At 66.2% G+C, this 13,406-nt stretch carries 14 protein-coding genes; 5 read left to right on the plus strand and 9 right to left on the minus strand.

Annotated features, from left to right (window positions below):
* Positions 1–92: 92 nt before the first annotated feature.
* The 7 genes from SAZ01S_RS12705 to fabD all read right to left on the minus strand — a co-directional run bounded on the left by SAZ01S_RS12705 (position 93) and on the right by fabD (position 6,809).
* Positions 93–1,703, minus strand: a complete 1,611-nt coding sequence (locus SAZ01S_RS12705; RefSeq protein ID WP_084582642.1) for a S10 family peptidase — start codon at positions 1,701–1,703, stop codon at positions 93–95.
* An 81-nt stretch (positions 1,704–1,784) separates the two neighbouring features.
* Positions 1,785–2,801 carry an endolytic transglycosylase MltG gene (gene mltG, locus SAZ01S_RS12710; protein WP_084582643.1) on the minus strand — a complete coding sequence of 339 codons (1,017 nt, stop codon included), beginning with the start codon at positions 2,799–2,801 and terminating at the stop codon, positions 1,785–1,787.
* A 3-nt stretch (positions 2,802–2,804) separates the two neighbouring features.
* The gene (gene fabF, locus SAZ01S_RS12715) at positions 2,805–4,064 is read right to left on the minus strand and encodes a beta-ketoacyl-ACP synthase II (protein WP_084582644.1); all 1,260 of its coding nucleotides are present in this window, start codon (positions 4,062–4,064) and stop codon (positions 2,805–2,807) included.
* 138 nt (positions 4,065–4,202) lie between these two features.
* Positions 4,203–4,451, minus strand: a complete 249-nt coding sequence (locus SAZ01S_RS12720) for an acyl carrier protein (RefSeq protein ID WP_010543822.1) — start codon at positions 4,449–4,451, stop codon at positions 4,203–4,205.
* A gap of 101 nt (positions 4,452–4,552) precedes the next feature.
* Complete coding sequence (locus SAZ01S_RS12725; protein ID WP_084582645.1) at positions 4,553–5,086, minus strand: hypothetical protein; 534 nt, start codon at positions 5,084–5,086, stop codon at positions 4,553–4,555.
* 34 nt (positions 5,087–5,120) lie between these two features.
* A complete protein-coding gene (gene fabG, locus SAZ01S_RS12730) occupies positions 5,121–5,861 on the minus strand; it encodes a 3-oxoacyl-[acyl-carrier-protein] reductase (protein WP_084582646.1) in 741 nt (246 codons plus the stop codon).
* Between the two features lie 12 nt (positions 5,862–5,873).
* Positions 5,874–6,809, minus strand: a complete 936-nt coding sequence (fabD, locus tag SAZ01S_RS12735) for an ACP S-malonyltransferase (protein ID WP_084582647.1) — start codon at positions 6,807–6,809, stop codon at positions 5,874–5,876.
* Positions 6,810–7,079: 270 nt separating this feature from the next.
* Here fabD and SAZ01S_RS24435 point away from each other — a divergent pair, with 270 nt between their 5' ends.
* The 5 genes from SAZ01S_RS24435 (at position 7,080) to SAZ01S_RS12760 (ending at position 11,138) form a co-directional block, all read left to right on the plus strand.
* A complete protein-coding gene (locus SAZ01S_RS24435; RefSeq protein WP_245824820.1) occupies positions 7,080–7,670 on the plus strand; it encodes a PEPxxWA-CTERM sorting domain-containing protein in 591 nt (196 codons plus the stop codon).
* A gap of 151 nt (positions 7,671–7,821) precedes the next feature.
* Positions 7,822–8,196 carry a 30S ribosomal protein S6 gene (gene rpsF, locus SAZ01S_RS12745; protein WP_010543817.1) on the plus strand — a complete coding sequence of 125 codons (375 nt, stop codon included), beginning with the start codon at positions 7,822–7,824 and terminating at the stop codon, positions 8,194–8,196.
* 13 nt (positions 8,197–8,209) lie between these two features.
* Positions 8,210–8,434: a 30S ribosomal protein S18 gene (rpsR, locus tag SAZ01S_RS12750; RefSeq protein WP_010543816.1), complete on the plus strand. Its 225-nt coding sequence runs from the start codon at positions 8,210–8,212 to the stop codon at positions 8,432–8,434.
* An 11-nt stretch (positions 8,435–8,445) separates the two neighbouring features.
* The gene (rplI, locus tag SAZ01S_RS12755) at positions 8,446–9,039 is read left to right on the plus strand and encodes a 50S ribosomal protein L9 (protein WP_084582648.1); all 594 of its coding nucleotides are present in this window, start codon (positions 8,446–8,448) and stop codon (positions 9,037–9,039) included.
* Positions 9,040–9,239: 200 nt separating this feature from the next.
* Entirely contained in the window at positions 9,240–11,138 is a 1,899-nt protein-coding gene (locus SAZ01S_RS12760; protein ID WP_084582649.1) for a potassium transporter Kup, read from the plus strand.
* A gap of 59 nt (positions 11,139–11,197) precedes the next feature.
* Here SAZ01S_RS12760 and SAZ01S_RS12765 read toward each other — a convergent pair whose 3' ends face one another.
* A complete protein-coding gene (locus tag SAZ01S_RS12765; protein ID WP_084582650.1) occupies positions 11,198–12,709 on the minus strand; it encodes a SulP family inorganic anion transporter in 1,512 nt (503 codons plus the stop codon).
* Positions 12,706–13,401, minus strand: coding sequence for a carbonic anhydrase (locus SAZ01S_RS12770; RefSeq protein WP_084582651.1), 696 nt, complete (start codon positions 13,399–13,401; stop codon positions 12,706–12,708). The genes SAZ01S_RS12765 and SAZ01S_RS12770 overlap by 4 nt, the downstream gene beginning before the upstream one ends.
* Between the last annotated feature and the right edge of the window lie 5 nt (positions 13,402–13,406).

Here is a 13,406-nt window from a genome sequence, read left to right on the forward strand (position 1 = left end):
AAAGTCCAAATCGAATGCTAGGTAATTGTCCTGAACGGGTTCGTCCGGAGCCTTGGCCGGGAGGCAACTGCCTCCCGCGCCTCGGTCCCCGTTCAGTCCTTGGCTGCCCTGGCCTCGGGCCGCGCCGGCGGGGTGGATGCAGCAGCACTGCGCAGCGCCTCGTCATACCAGGCGGACAGGTCGCGGTGCATCTGCGGCAGCGCCGCAGGGTTGAGGTACACCATGTGTCCCGCGTCATAATAGGTGAAGCGGATGTTCTTCTGGAGCTGCGGGTCGAGCAGCATGTGGCTGACGTCGAACTCGGCGCCGTAGAAGGGCGTGGCAAAGTCGTAATAGCCGTTGATGAACAGCACCTTCAGATACGGGTTGGTGCGCATCGTATAGGCAAGGTCGACCGCGCTGTCGGGCGCCAGATGGGTGCCGCTGCCGTCGGGCGTACGGTGCTTCCAGTCCCAGTCGAAGCCGGGTCCGCGCGCGCTCATGCGGTACGGCATGTCGGTCTTGTAGCCGAGCACCCGCGTCGCATAGTCCTGGAACGTCGCGACAAAGGCGCCGGTGACCGCGGTCGAGGCCGGATCGTCGCTCGGGCTGTCGGCGTTGGCGTCGGTCATGGCGAGCAGGTAGCGCGAATCGAGCCGCCCCACCGCCACGCGACGGTCGCGCAGCAGTTCGGTCTGGAAGCGCGGCAGCGTCAGCCGCAGGTCGGCGCGCAGGATATAGGCCTCGCCGATGCCGGTATATTCCGACATCTTCTTCGCGATCGCCGTCTTCTCCTCGGCCGAGATGGTCGAGCCCTTGGCCAGCGCCGCCGCATAGGGGCCGCTGGTGAAGGCGCGGACCTCGGCGAGGAAGGCGGGCAGATCCGCGGGACGGTTCTGCAGCCGGTTATGATACCAGGCGGTCGCCGTCATGGTCGGGAACAGCGTCAGGAAATTCTGGTCGTAGCCGGGCTGGCGCACGCCATAGTTCATGATCGTCGAGAACTGGACGATGCCGTTCAGGCTGAGGCCGGCCTCTTCCAGCTTGGCCGCCACCACCGGGTTGCGCAGCGTGCCATAGCTCTCACCGAACAGGAACTTCGGCGAAGGCCAGCGATCGAACTTGCTGGTGTAGCGACGGATGGCGCGGGCAAAGCCGTCGGCATCCTGGTCGACGCCCCAGAAGTCCTTCCCGGTCTTGTCGCCCAGCGGCCGCGACCAGCCCGCACCGAGCGCGTCGATGAAGACGAGATCGCTCTTGTCGATCAGCGAATCCGGGTTGGGGCCGAAGCCATAGGGTGCCGGGCGGATATATTCGGGATTGGCGGTGGTGACCCGCACCGGCGCGAAGCTGCCCATATGCAACCAGATCGTCGGCGAGCCCGGGCCGCCATTGTAGAAGAAGGTCACCGGCCGCGCCTCGCGCGACAATCCGTCGCGGGTATAGGCGGTGTAGAAATACGACGCGGTCGGCTTGCCGTCGTCGTCGCGGATGGTGAGCGTTCCGGCGGTGGCGGTATAGGCGATGCGCTGGCCGCCGACGGTGACCGCACCATGGCTGACCGCGCTGGCCTCGTCGACGGAGGGCTTGGCCCAGCCGGCCTCCGCCTCCGCCTTCATCTGCTCGCGATGATCGCCCTTGGCAGGGGCCTCTTTCGGCTTTTCCTGCGCCCAAATCGGGCTGGCGGTGGCGAGCAACAGGCAGCAAAGAGCGGCGCGGCGCATTCGGTAAATCCCCCTGGCATTTTGATCAGGGAGACATTGGTACAGCAGCCTGCACCCGAAACAAGCTGCCCGGACAGCCGCTTACATCTCGCCGCGGGCGCGGCGGATGGCGTACCACTTGGCCACATTGGCCTGATGCTGCGCATAGGTTTCGGCGAATACATGCCCGCCGCTGCCGTCTGCCACGAAATAGAGCGCCTTGGACTGGGCTGGATGCAGCACCGCGTCGATCGCGGCGCGGCCCGGATTGGCGATCGGCCCCTCCGGCAGCCCACGCATCGCATAGGTGTTATAGCCATTCTTCGCGCGCAGTTCCGATTGCAGGATCCGGCGGCCGAGCGGCTTGCCCTTGGTGACGGGGTAGATGATCGTCGGATCGGCCTGGAGCGGCATGCCCGCCTTCAGCCTATTGGCGTAGACGGCAGCGACCATGGTCCGTTCGGCCGGCTTGCCGGTTTCCTTCTCGACGATGGACGCAAGGATGATCGCCTCGCGGGGGGTGGTCACCACCAGCCCCTTGTCCCGCCCCGCCCAGGCCTTGGCGAGATAGGCGGTCATCGCCTTCTGCATCCGCGCCAGCACCGCCGCACGCGGTTCATCGCGCACATAGGCATAGCTGTCGGGCAGTACGGAGCCCTCTTCCGGCGTCTTGGCGGTGCCGGTCAGCGCCGGCGCCTTCGCCAGCGCCTCGGCGACCAGTATCGACGGCATGCCCTCGGGCACGGTCACCAGCCGCTGCAGCGTCTTGCCTTCCTGGAGCATCGCCAGGATCTGTCGCGCGCTGGTGCGCGGCTCGATGCGATATTCGCCTGCGCGGATCGTGCCGTCACCGCCCAGAACCTTGGCAAAGGACAGGAAGATCGGGCGCGAAGCGATCGCCCCCGCCTTTTCCAGCTCGCGCGCCGCTCTGGAAAGCGTCGCGCCTTCCGGCACGACGACGCTCAGTTCCTGCGTCGCCGGACCAGGCCCCGCCCACAGGTACCAGCCGCCGACAAAGGCGGCGACCAGCAGCAGGGCCGCCACCAGCAGAACGCGCGGGCCCCGGCGTCGGCGCGCAGGCGCACGCTTGACGGAACGAGGTCGCGCGTCCTGCGGCATGGCTTACAGCGCCTTCATCACCAGGCTGGCATTGGTGCCGCCGAAGCCGAACGAGTTGTTCAGCACCGCTTTCACCTTCCGCTCCTTGGCGACGTGCGGCACCAGGTCGACACCCGCGCAATTCTCGCTCGGATTGTCGAGGTTGAGGGTCGGCGGCACGATCTGGTCGCGCAGCGCCAGGATGCAGAAGATGCTCTCCACCGCGCCGGCACCGCCGAGCAGGTGACCGATCGCCGACTTGGTCGAGCTCATCGACAGGCTGCCGAGCGCATCGCCGAACAGGCGACGCACCGCGCCGAGCTCCAACTCGTCGCCCATCGGGGTCGAGGTGCCGTGCGCGTTGATATAGTCGATGTCCTCGAGCGTCAGACCCGACTTGCGAACGGCCATCTGCATCGAACGGAACGCGCCCGAGCCTTCGGGATGCGGCGCGGTCACGTGATAGGCGTCGCCCGACAGGCCATAGCCGACCACTTCGGCATAGATCTTGGCACCGCGGCGCTTGGCATGCTCATATTCCTCGAGCACGACGACACCCGCGCCCTCGCCCATCACGAAGCCGTCGCGGCCCTGATCCCAGGGGCGGCTGGCCTTGGTGGGATCGTCGCGGAAGCCGGTGGAGAGCGCACGCGCCTGGCCGAAGCCGGCGATGCCGATCGGGCAGACGGTGCTTTCCGCGCCGCCGGCAAGCATGATGTCGGCATCGTCCATCGCGATCATCCGCGCGGCGTCGCCGATCGAGTGCGCGCCGGTCGAGCAGGCGGTGACCACCGCATGGTTCGGACCCATCAAGCCGTACTTGATCGAGACCTGGCCCGAGATGAGGTTGATCAGGCGGCCATGAACGAAGTGCGGCGAGACGCGCTTCGGCCCCTTTTCGTGGAGGACGAGCGATTCGCTCTCGATGCCCGGCAGGCCGCCGATCCCCGAGCCGATCGAACAGCCAGCGCGGAAGCGCATCTCTTCGGGCATGTCGAGCAGGCCGGCGTCCTCGATCGCCTGGCCGGCGGCATCGATGCCGAACACGATGAACGGATCGACCTGGCGCTGGATCTTGTGGTCGACGCGCTTGCCGGCATCGAAGCCATATTCATGGTCGGCGGGCTTCACTTCGCAGGCATAGTTGCTCTGGAAATCCGTCGCATCGAACTTGGTGATCGTGCCCGCGCCGGACTTGCTGGCGAGGATGTTCTTCCAGGCGGTTTCGACATCGGCCCCCAAGGGGGTGACGAGGCCCAGGCCGGTCACGACTACGCGGCGCATGGCAGTTCTCCAGTCAATCTACGTTCGGTTGTAGTGTTAATACAAAACGGCTCCCCGTCCGCATCGCCCAAGAGGCACGGGACGGGAAGCCGCCTAGTCGCAATTCCTGCCCATCGGGCCGGGAGCGCGTTTCGAGCGTCAGCCCTGCTGATGCTCGGAGATGTAGGCAACGGCGTCGCCGACGGTGCTGATCTTCTCCGCGGCGTCGTCCGGGATCTCGACCCCGAATTCCTCCTCGAAGGCCATCACCAGTTCGACGATGTCGAGGCTGTCCGCGCCGAGGTCATCGGTGAAGCTCGCGGTCGGCACCACGTCCTTGGCGTCGACGCCCAGATGGTCGACAACGAGCGCCTGCACGCGGGTGGTGATCTCTTCCTGGTTGGCCATGGTCCCTGTTTTCCTTTGTGATGGGGCTCTGAATCCGTTTTCCCGCACCTAGAATGCCGCCGGGGCGGTTGCAAGAGGGTGCCGTGCGGCGCCCGCCCTCGCTATCGGGAAAAGTCCGCTGAAGCATATTCCAGCGTATTGAGAAACGCAAAATATTGCGCGAGCAATTGTGCGTTAGCGCGGGTTTGCTGCGCTTCGTCGGTAACCGAGGCGCGGATCAGGTCCTGTGTCGCCTTTGCGGTGAGCGGCGCGCGGCGCACCGTTTCGGGAAGCGCGGCATATTGCTGGTCGAGCGCTGCCGGATCGAAGCCCCTGCCCTGCACCACCCGCTTGGCGACCGGCAGGCCGATCTCGGCGAGGGCATAGACGCCCGACGCCGTCGCCGCAGCCCCGCTCCAGCCGCGCTCGTTGGCGCAGGCGGTGGTGGCGTCATTAAGCCCGCGCGTGACGGCCGGGTCATAGCTTGGCCGCTGGGCGGGGTTGGCGAGGTTACGCTCGACATTCGCGGCGAGTTGCGCCTTCACGGCTGCATCGAGCTTCTGCCCGACACAGACGATCGAAGCGGGATCCGCCGGCGCCGCGACGGCCGGGGTGGCGAATGCAAGTACGAATGCAGTGGCGATTCCCAGACGCATATTCTTCCTACTCCACGCCCCCCGGCCTGTCGGATCAGAGCATCGCCATCCCGCCGTTCACGTGCAAGGTCTGGCCCGTCACATAGGAGGCCTCCTTGCTGGCGAGATAGACGACCGCTGCGCCGATATCCTCGCCCTCGCCCAGCTTTCCGGCAGGAATGCGGCCGAGGAGCGCCTCCTTCTGCGCATCCGGCAGAACGTCCGTCATCGCCGACCGGATGAAGCCCGGGGCGACGCAGTTGACCGTGATGTTGCGGCTGGCGAGTTCCTGCGCCAGCGCCTTCGACATGCCGACCAGCCCAGCCTTGGAGGCGGCATAGTTGGCCTGGCCCGGGTTACCGGTGGCGCCGACGACGGAGGTAATCGAGATCATGCGGCCGAACCGCGCCTTCATCATCGGCTTGGCCGCGGCGCGCATCAGGCGGAACGCGGCTTCCAGATTGACCTGGATGACCTGCTCCCACTCCTCGTCCTTCATCCGCATCGCGAGATTGTCGCGGGTGACACCGGCATTGTTGACGAGGATATCGAGCTTGCCACCCAGCGCCTCCACCGCCTGCGGCACCAGTGCATCCACGGCAGCACGGTCCGACAGGTTGCAGGCAAGCGCTACATGCTCCCCGCCCAGGCCGGCGCGGAATGCTTCCAGCTTCTCCGCATTGGAACCGGACACCGCCAGCTTGGCGCCCTGCGCCGCCAGCGCCTTTGCGATCGCCGAACCGATGCCGCCCGAAGCGCCAGTGACGAGCGCTGTCATTCCCGTAAGATCAAACATGTCGGTATCTCCTCAGAGCGCCTTCACGAGCGCTTCAATGTCATCCATCGTCACCACGCTGGTCACGCCAGCGTCGGGGCTGATCCGCTTGACCATGCCGCCGAGCACCTTGCCGCCCAGCTCGACAAAGTCGTGCACGCCCGCATCGAACATCGCCGACACCGATTCGCGCCAGCGGACCATGCCGGTCACCTGCTCGACGAGCAGCGTGCGGATCGTTGCCGGATCGGCCACCGGCGCCGCCGTGACGTTGGCATAGACGGGCACCAGCGGCGCCTGGATCGCCACCTCGGCCAGTGCCGCCTCCATCGCGTCCGCGGCAGGCTGCATCAGCGGGCAGTGGAACGGCGCCGAGACCGGCAGCAGCAGCGCGCGCTTGGCACCGTGGTCCTTGGCGATCGCCACCGCTCGCTCGATCGCGGCACGCGCGCCCGAGATCACCACCTGGGTCGGATCATTGTCGTTGGCGACCGTGCAGACTTCGCCCTCGGCGGCGGCATCGGCAATCGCCTGCGCCTTGACGAGATCGGCGCCGAGCAGCGCTGCCATTGCCCCCTCGCCCACGGGCACCGCTGACTGCATCGCATCACCGCGCTTGCGCAGCAGCTTGGCCGTGGTGGCGAGATCGAGCGCACCAGCGGCACACAGTGCGGTATATTCGCCGAGCGAATGGCCCGCGACAAAGTCGGCCTTGTCGGCAAGACGGATGCCGCCTTCCTTCTCCAGCACGCGCAGCACCGCGATGGCGTTTGCCATGATCGCCGGCTGGGCGTTGGCGGTGAGCGTCAGGTCGCTCTCGGGCCCCTCGCTCATCAGCTTAAACAGGTGCTGTCCCAGTGCCTCGTCGACTTCCTGGAACACCTCGCGCGCGGCGGGGCTCGCCTCGGCAAGCGCCTTGCCCATGCCGACCGCTTGGCTGCCCTGACCGGGAAAAAGGAACGCGCGCATACATGTCTCTCCTGCGGAAGCGCTGTGAATGGCCGAGCGCGTTACGGCGAGACATGGGCAGGACGCAAGTCTGCCGCCAGCAGCGCGCGGGCCGGAGGTTCCGACAAGGCGGCAAACCATATCTTCCGCGACGGCTAGCCTTGAACCGTACCAGACTGAAGCGATTGCCCGCTTTTGACACAGTTAACCGAACTTGTTGCCGTTGCTGGAAAAACAAGCACGCCCTACGCTCCTTGCAGATTTAGCGAACTGATCAAGGGAGGAATCGTGATGAAGTTGAAGGCTATTCTGTCCGCAGGCACACTATTGATGGCAACGGCGCCCTGCGTAGCCAACGCCTCCGCCATCGTTCTTGGAAAGTGCACCTCGGTCACTTCATCCAGCGGCTGCCTGTTCCTCGGCAATATCACAGGCAACGCCAATCCTCTGAACATCAACGGCTACAAGTTCGCTCAGAACTACTATAACGTCTACAACAATGTCGTGCCGAGCGCGCGCCCGAACATCACGCTCAACTATCTGTTCGACACGGACACCACCTCGGGCCTCATCACCGGTGGCAAGGGATCGTCGGGCACCTGGTCGACGCCGGGCTATGTGATCGACTATATGGCGGTGAAGGCGGGTAACTATTTCTCGCTCTACAAGATCGCCGATCTGAGCAGCGGCACCTGGAGCAGCGCGGACATCCCGCACGGCAAGAACGCCAAGGACCTGTCGCACATCGTCTTCTTCGGCTCGGCGGCGGTGGCCGGCGTACCCGAGCCGGCGACCTGGGGCATGATGATCGCCGGCGTCGGCATGGCCGGCGGTGCGCTGCGCCGTCGTCGCAACCGCCAGGTCACGTTCGCCGCGGCCTGATTGCACTTGCATTCCGCCCCCGCTTTGGCGTAAGGGCACCCGATCGGAGCGGAGCAGCAATGCGTCCGCTCCGTTTGCTTTATCGAGACGACAGCCGGAGGGGCGACCGCATGGGGCGGCGTCAGCGATCGGCCAACATGGAAGAGAACGAATGGCTCTGTACGAGCATGTGTTCCTTGCGCGCCAGGATCTGGCACAGGCGCAAGTGGACGCGCTGGCGGAAACCGCCACCAAGATCGTCGAAGACAACAACGGCAAGGTCGTCAAGACCGAGACCTGGGGTCTTCGCAGCCTGGCCTATCGCATCGCGAAGAACCGCAAGGCGCACTATGTGATGCTCGAGATCGACGCGCCGGCCGGCGTGGTCGCCGAGCTGGAGCGCCAGACGCAGATCAACGAAGACGTGATCCGCTACATGACCGTCAAGGTGGACGGCCACGAGCAGGGCCCGTCGGTGATGATGCGCAAGGGTGACCGCGAGCGTCGTGGTCGTCGCGAGCGCGACGGCGGTTTCGACGGCGAATAAGGAGCGATAGACCATGGCACGACCGTTTTTCCGCCGCCGCAAGAGCTGCCCCTTCTCCGCGAAGGATGCGCCCCGGATCGATTACAAGGACGTCCGCCTGCTGCAGGGCTTCGTCTCCGAGCGCGGCAAGATCGTCCCCTCGCGCATCACTTCGGTGAGCGCGAAGAAGCAGCGCGAACTGGCCCAGGCCATCAAGCGCGCCCGTCACCTGGGCCTGCTGCCCTACATCGTTAAGTAAGGAGCGGATCCATGGAAGTCATTCTGCTGGAGCGCGTTGAGAAGCTCGGCCACATCGGCGACGTGGTGAAGGTGAAGGACGGCTTTGCCCGTAACTTCCTCCTGCCGCGCAAGAAGGCGCTCCGCGCCAACGAAGCCAACCGCAAGGTCTTCGAAGCCAATCGTGAGCGCATCGAAGCCGAGAACGCGACCCGTCGCGTCGAGGCCGAGAAGGAATCGAAGACGCTCGAGGGCGTTTCGGTGACCCTGATCCGCCAGGCGTCGAACACCGGCCAGCTGTACGGCTCGGTCGCGGTGCGCGACCTGGTCGAGGTGCTGACCGCCGACGGCCACAAGGTCAACAAGGCGCAGATCGTGCTCGACCGTCCGATCAAGGCGATCGGCCTGTACGAAGTGCGCGTCGCGCTGCACCCGGAAGTTGCGGTGACCGTCAAGGTCAACGTTGCACGTTCGCCGGAAGAAGCCGAGATGCAGGCGCAGGGCGTCGACGTCACGGCGGCGATGTTCGAGCGCGAAGAGACCGGCTTCACCGAGGACTATGATCCCAACGCCGAGCCGGGCGAGATCGCGACCGAAGCCCCCGCCGCGGAAGACGCGCAGGGCTGAGTCGAGCGACTCTACCAACAAGGCAGGGGCCGTACCGAGCGATCGGTGCGGCCCTTTCCTTTTGCGGCTAGGGGAAACACGCAACACCTGTCCTGAAATGCGTGCGACATGCGGCGGGAATGCTTCGTTACCCACTGGCATGCGAAAATCGGCAGGCGTACCGCGTGGCACCCCGAATCGGTCGGGCACGGAGATCTGCAGTGGAGCAGTCAGCGAGCGACGGGGACGCCCCCGCGCATGCGCATCAGGAGCGGTTTGCCGCTCTGACCATCGGCGCCATCGGCGTCGTGTTCGGCGACATCGGAACGTCGCCGCTCTATTCGCTCAAAGAGAGTTTCATCGGCCATCACAAGCTGGCCCTGGACCCGGCGCACATCTTCGGGGTGCTGTCGCTGATCTTCTGGACGATGACGTCGATCGTCACGATCAAATATGTCGTGCTCATCCTGCGCGCCGACAACAAGGGCGAAGGCGGCAGCCTGGCGCTGCTCGCGCTGATCACGCGGATGATGGGCGACACGCGCTGGCGCGTCGCGATCACCATGACCGGCGTGATCGCCACCGCGCTCTTCTATGGCGACGCGATCATCACCCCCGCGGTTTCGGTGCTCTCCGCGGTGGAAGGCCTCACCACCGTCGAAGCCGGCTTCGCGCCGTTGGTATTGCCGGTCACCGTCGCGATCCTCGTCGCGCTGTTCGCGATCCAGGCGCGCGGCACCGCCGCCGTCGGCAAGCTGTTCGGTCCGGTGATGCTGTTCTATTTCGCGGTGATCGCGGTGCTCGGAATCCGCGGTATCGTCGCTGCGCCGGAAATCCTGTGGGCGCTCAACCCCTGGTATGCGGTGAAGTTCTTCCTGCTAGATCCCACCCTCGCCTTCCTCGCGCTGGGCTCGGTGGTGCTGGCGGTAACCGGCGCCGAGGCGCTCTATGCGGACATGGGCCATTTCGGCCGCCGCGCGATCATGGTGTCGTGGCTCTACATCGCCTTCCCGTGCCTGATGCTCAACTATCTGGGGCAGTCGGCGGCGATCCTGCGCAACCCGGCGATGATCGAGAACCCCTTCTTCCTGATGGCACCGGACTGGGCGCGCCTGCCGCTGGTCATCCTCGCGACGATGGCGACAGTGATCGCCAGCCAGGCGGTGATCTCGGGCGCCTTCTCGGTGTCGCAACAGGCGGTGCAGCTCGGCTTCCTGCCGCGGCTGCGCATCCTCCACACCAGCGCCAAGGCAGCGGGGCAGATCTATGTCCCGCTGGTCAACTGGGGCCTGCTGGTGATGGTGGTGCTGCTGGCGCTGGGCTTCCGCAGCTCGAGCAACCTCGCCTCGGCCTACGGCATCGCGGTGACCGGCACGATGTTCATCACCGCTTGCATGCTGGGGGTGCTAACCTTCGCCGTTTGGAAGTGGAACAAGCTGCTCGCGGGTCTCGTCACCGGCCTGTTCCTGCTGATCGACGGCGCCTATTTCGCCTCGAACATCACCAAGATCCCCGATGGCGGCTGGTTTCCGCTGCTCGTCGCCGCGGTGGCGTTCGTGCTGCTGACCACCTGGTCGCGCGGGCGCCGGCTGGTACTCGCCCGGCTGCAGGAAGGTGCGATTCCGATCGCGCTGTTCATTCGCTCGGCAGCCCAGACCGCGACGCGGGTGAAGGGCACCGCGGTGTTTCTCACCTCGACGCCGGACAGCATCCCCCCCGCGCTGCTCCACAACCTCAAGCACAACAAGGTGCTGCACGAACGGATCGTGCTGCTCACCGTCGCGATCGAGCAGGTCCCGCATGTCCGCGGCGCCGAATGCACGACGATGGAGCCGCTGGGCGACGGCTTCTTCCGCGTGGTGCTGCATTATGGCTTCATGGATGAGATCGACGTGCCGGCGGCACTGGCGGCAATCCAGGATTGCGGTGCGCCGTTCCGGCCGATGGAGACGAGCTACTTCCTCGCCCGCCAGACGCTGTTGCCCTCGTCGCGCCCCGGCATGGCGATCTGGCGCGAGAAGCTGTTTGCCTGGATGGTGCGCAATGCCGAAAGCGCGATGGAGTTCTTCAAGCTTCCCACCAACCGCGTGGTCGAATTGGGCAGCCAGCTGGAAATCTGACAAAAAAATGGGGCGGCTTCCGCGAGGGAAGCCGCCCCAGGTCTTCGGGGTGTGTCTCTTTAGCCGGCGAGCACCGCGGTCTTGCCGCCGGCGCCCTGCACATCGACCGGCGATCCGCCCGCGCGGCGGCGCTGCAGCCAGTCCTTGAGCAGTTCGGCGCAGCTGTGATCGACCGCGTCGAGTCGCGACACGTCGAGCAGCACCGACGTGCCGCCCGGCACCGACTCGAGCCGGTCCGAAAGCTTGGGCAGCGTGATGAACGTCGCCGAGCCCGCCAGTGCGATGCGGTGTTCGCCGGCCGCCTCCTGATGGTCGACCTTGAGGCCGAGGCGACGGAGGTTCGGCACCAATTCGAGCAGCGACAGCGCGATACCGACCAGCACGCCGGTCAGCAGGTCCTCGGTCACGACCAGCAGGCACGTGATCGCCCAGATCGCCGCCGGCAGCACGCCGTACGTGCCGAACAGGTGGCGGACATGCTTGAGGTTGACCAGCTTGGCGCCGGTCACCACCAGCACCGCGCCGAGCGCCGCCATCGGGATCTCGCGCAGCAGCCAGGGCAGCAGCGCCACGAAGCCGAGGATCCACGCGCCGTGCAGGATCGCCGAGAGCCGCGTCTGCGCACCGGCCTGGACGTTGGCCGAGCTGCGAACGATCACGCCCGTCATCGGCAGCGCGCCGGCGACGCCGCACAGCAGGTTGCCGATGCCCTGCGCGCGCAGTTCCTTGTTGTAGTTGGTCCGCACGCCGTCATGCATGCGATCGACCGCGGCGGCCGACAGCAGGGTCTCGGCGCTGGCGATGAAGGCGAGCGCGATCGCGGCGGTGATCACGCCTGGATCCATCCACTTGGCGAGGAAGCCGCTTTCCGGCAGCGCGATCGCCGAGACGATGTTCGAGGGCACCGTCACCCGCGTCACGTCGAAGCCGAAGCTGAACGCGACCAAGGTTGCCGCAACCACGCCGACCAGCGCGCCGGGAACGAGCTTGACGGCGGCTGGCTTGAACTTGTCCCACCCCAGCATCGTCACGATGGTCAGCAGGCCGAGGCCCAACGCCATTTCGGCAGCGGCCAGATCGGTCGACAGGCCCAGCACCCGGCCCGGCATTGCCGCCAGGTTGGCAAGCCCGCTCGACAGCGGCTTGGCGTCGAACAGCACGTGGTACTGGCCGACGACGATCAGGATGCCGATGCCGGCGAGCATGCCGTGCACCACCGCCGGCGAGATTGCGCGGAACCAGCCGCCGACGCGCAGCACGCCTGCCACGACCTGGATGGCGCCGGCGAGGATCAGGATCGGCCCGAGCGCGGACAGGCCCTGCTCGCGCACCAGCTCGAAAACGATGACGGCGAGGCCCGCCGCCGGGCCGCTCACCTGGAGCGGCGAACCGGCGAGCAGGCCGACGACCAGGCCACCGATGATGCCGGTGACCAGGCCTTTCTCGGGCGGTACGCCCGAGGCGATGGCGATACCCATGCAGAGCGGCATCGCCACGAGGAACACGACGATCGACGCCGTGAAGTCGCGCACGAAGCTCTTCGGCTTCGGTGCTTCAGCGACCGTGCTCATTCAGCGGCCTCCGCATAGGCGATGTCGCGCGCCAGCCGCTGGCCAGCGGGCAGCGCCACCGGCATCGGGCGATCTTCGCGGATCGGCATGAAGCGGCCGGACTCGCCATCGAGGCCGAGCACCATGCCCGCGCCGATATCGACGAACCAGCCGTGCAGCGCGATCTCGCCGCGGGCGATGCCCGCCGCGACCGACGGGTGGGTGCGCAGATGGGCGAGCTGGACGACGACATTCTCGAGCGCGGCGGTGCGAACGGCGTCCGGGCCTTCGAGATTGTCATAGCCGCCGTCGACGACGCACTTGGCGGCGTGGCTGTGGCGCAGCCAGGCGGTGACGTTCGGCATGCCTTCCAGCATTTCGGGGTTCATCAGCGCCTTCATCGCGCCGCAGTCCGAATGGCCGCAAACGATGATGTCGCGCACGCCGAGTGCCGCCACGGCATATTCGACGGTCGACGAAACGCCGCCATTCTGGGTGGCGAAAGGCGGCACGATGTTGCCGGCGTTGCGGCAGACGAACAGATCGCCCGGGTTAGCCTGGATGATCTGCTCGGGCACCACGCGCGAGTCGGCGCAGGAGATCATCAGCGCCTTCGGGCTCTGCCCGTGGGTGGCGAGCTTGGAATAGAGGGCGTGCTGGTTCGGGAAGACCTGCTTCTCGAAATCGACGACGCGTCCGATCACTTCGTTCACGGCTT

The sequence above is a fragment of the Sphingomonas azotifigens NBRC 15497 genome (assembly GCF_002091475.1).
GTDB lineage: Bacteria > Pseudomonadota > Alphaproteobacteria > Sphingomonadales > Sphingomonadaceae > Sphingomonas > Sphingomonas azotifigens.

Bases quoted from the DNA above. Each gene is read 5' to 3' on its own strand.
- rpsR (WP_010543816.1), top strand. From the start codon at position 8,210: ATGGCACGACCGTTTTTCCGCCGCCGCAAGAGCTGCCCCTTCTCCGCG.
- mltG (WP_084582643.1), bottom strand. From the start codon at position 2,801: ATGCCGCAGGACGCGCGACCTCGTTCCGTCAAGCGTGCGCCTGCGCGC.
- SAZ01S_RS12720 (WP_010543822.1), bottom strand. From the start codon at position 4,451: ATGGCCAACCAGGAAGAGATCACCACCCGCGTGCAGGCGCTCGTTGTC.
- fabF (WP_084582644.1), bottom strand. From the start codon at position 4,064: ATGCGCCGCGTAGTCGTGACCGGCCTGGGCCTCGTCACCCCCTTGGGG.
- SAZ01S_RS12725 (WP_084582645.1), bottom strand. From the start codon at position 5,086: ATGCGTCTGGGAATCGCCACTGCATTCGTACTTGCATTCGCCACCCCG.
- SAZ01S_RS12765 (WP_084582650.1), bottom strand. From the start codon at position 12,709: ATGAGCACGGTCGCTGAAGCACCGAAGCCGAAGAGCTTCGTGCGCGAC.
- SAZ01S_RS12705 (WP_084582642.1), bottom strand. From the start codon at position 1,703: ATGCGCCGCGCCGCTCTTTGCTGCCTGTTGCTCGCCACCGCCAGCCCG.
- fabD (WP_084582647.1), bottom strand. From the start codon at position 6,809: ATGCGCGCGTTCCTTTTTCCCGGTCAGGGCAGCCAAGCGGTCGGCATG.
- fabG (WP_084582646.1), bottom strand. From the start codon at position 5,861: ATGTTTGATCTTACGGGAATGACAGCGCTCGTCACTGGCGCTTCGGGC.
- rpsF (WP_010543817.1), top strand. From the start codon at position 7,822: ATGGCTCTGTACGAGCATGTGTTCCTTGCGCGCCAGGATCTGGCACAG.
- rplI (WP_084582648.1), top strand. From the start codon at position 8,446: ATGGAAGTCATTCTGCTGGAGCGCGTTGAGAAGCTCGGCCACATCGGC.
- SAZ01S_RS24435 (WP_245824820.1), top strand. From the start codon at position 7,080: ATGAAGTTGAAGGCTATTCTGTCCGCAGGCACACTATTGATGGCAACG.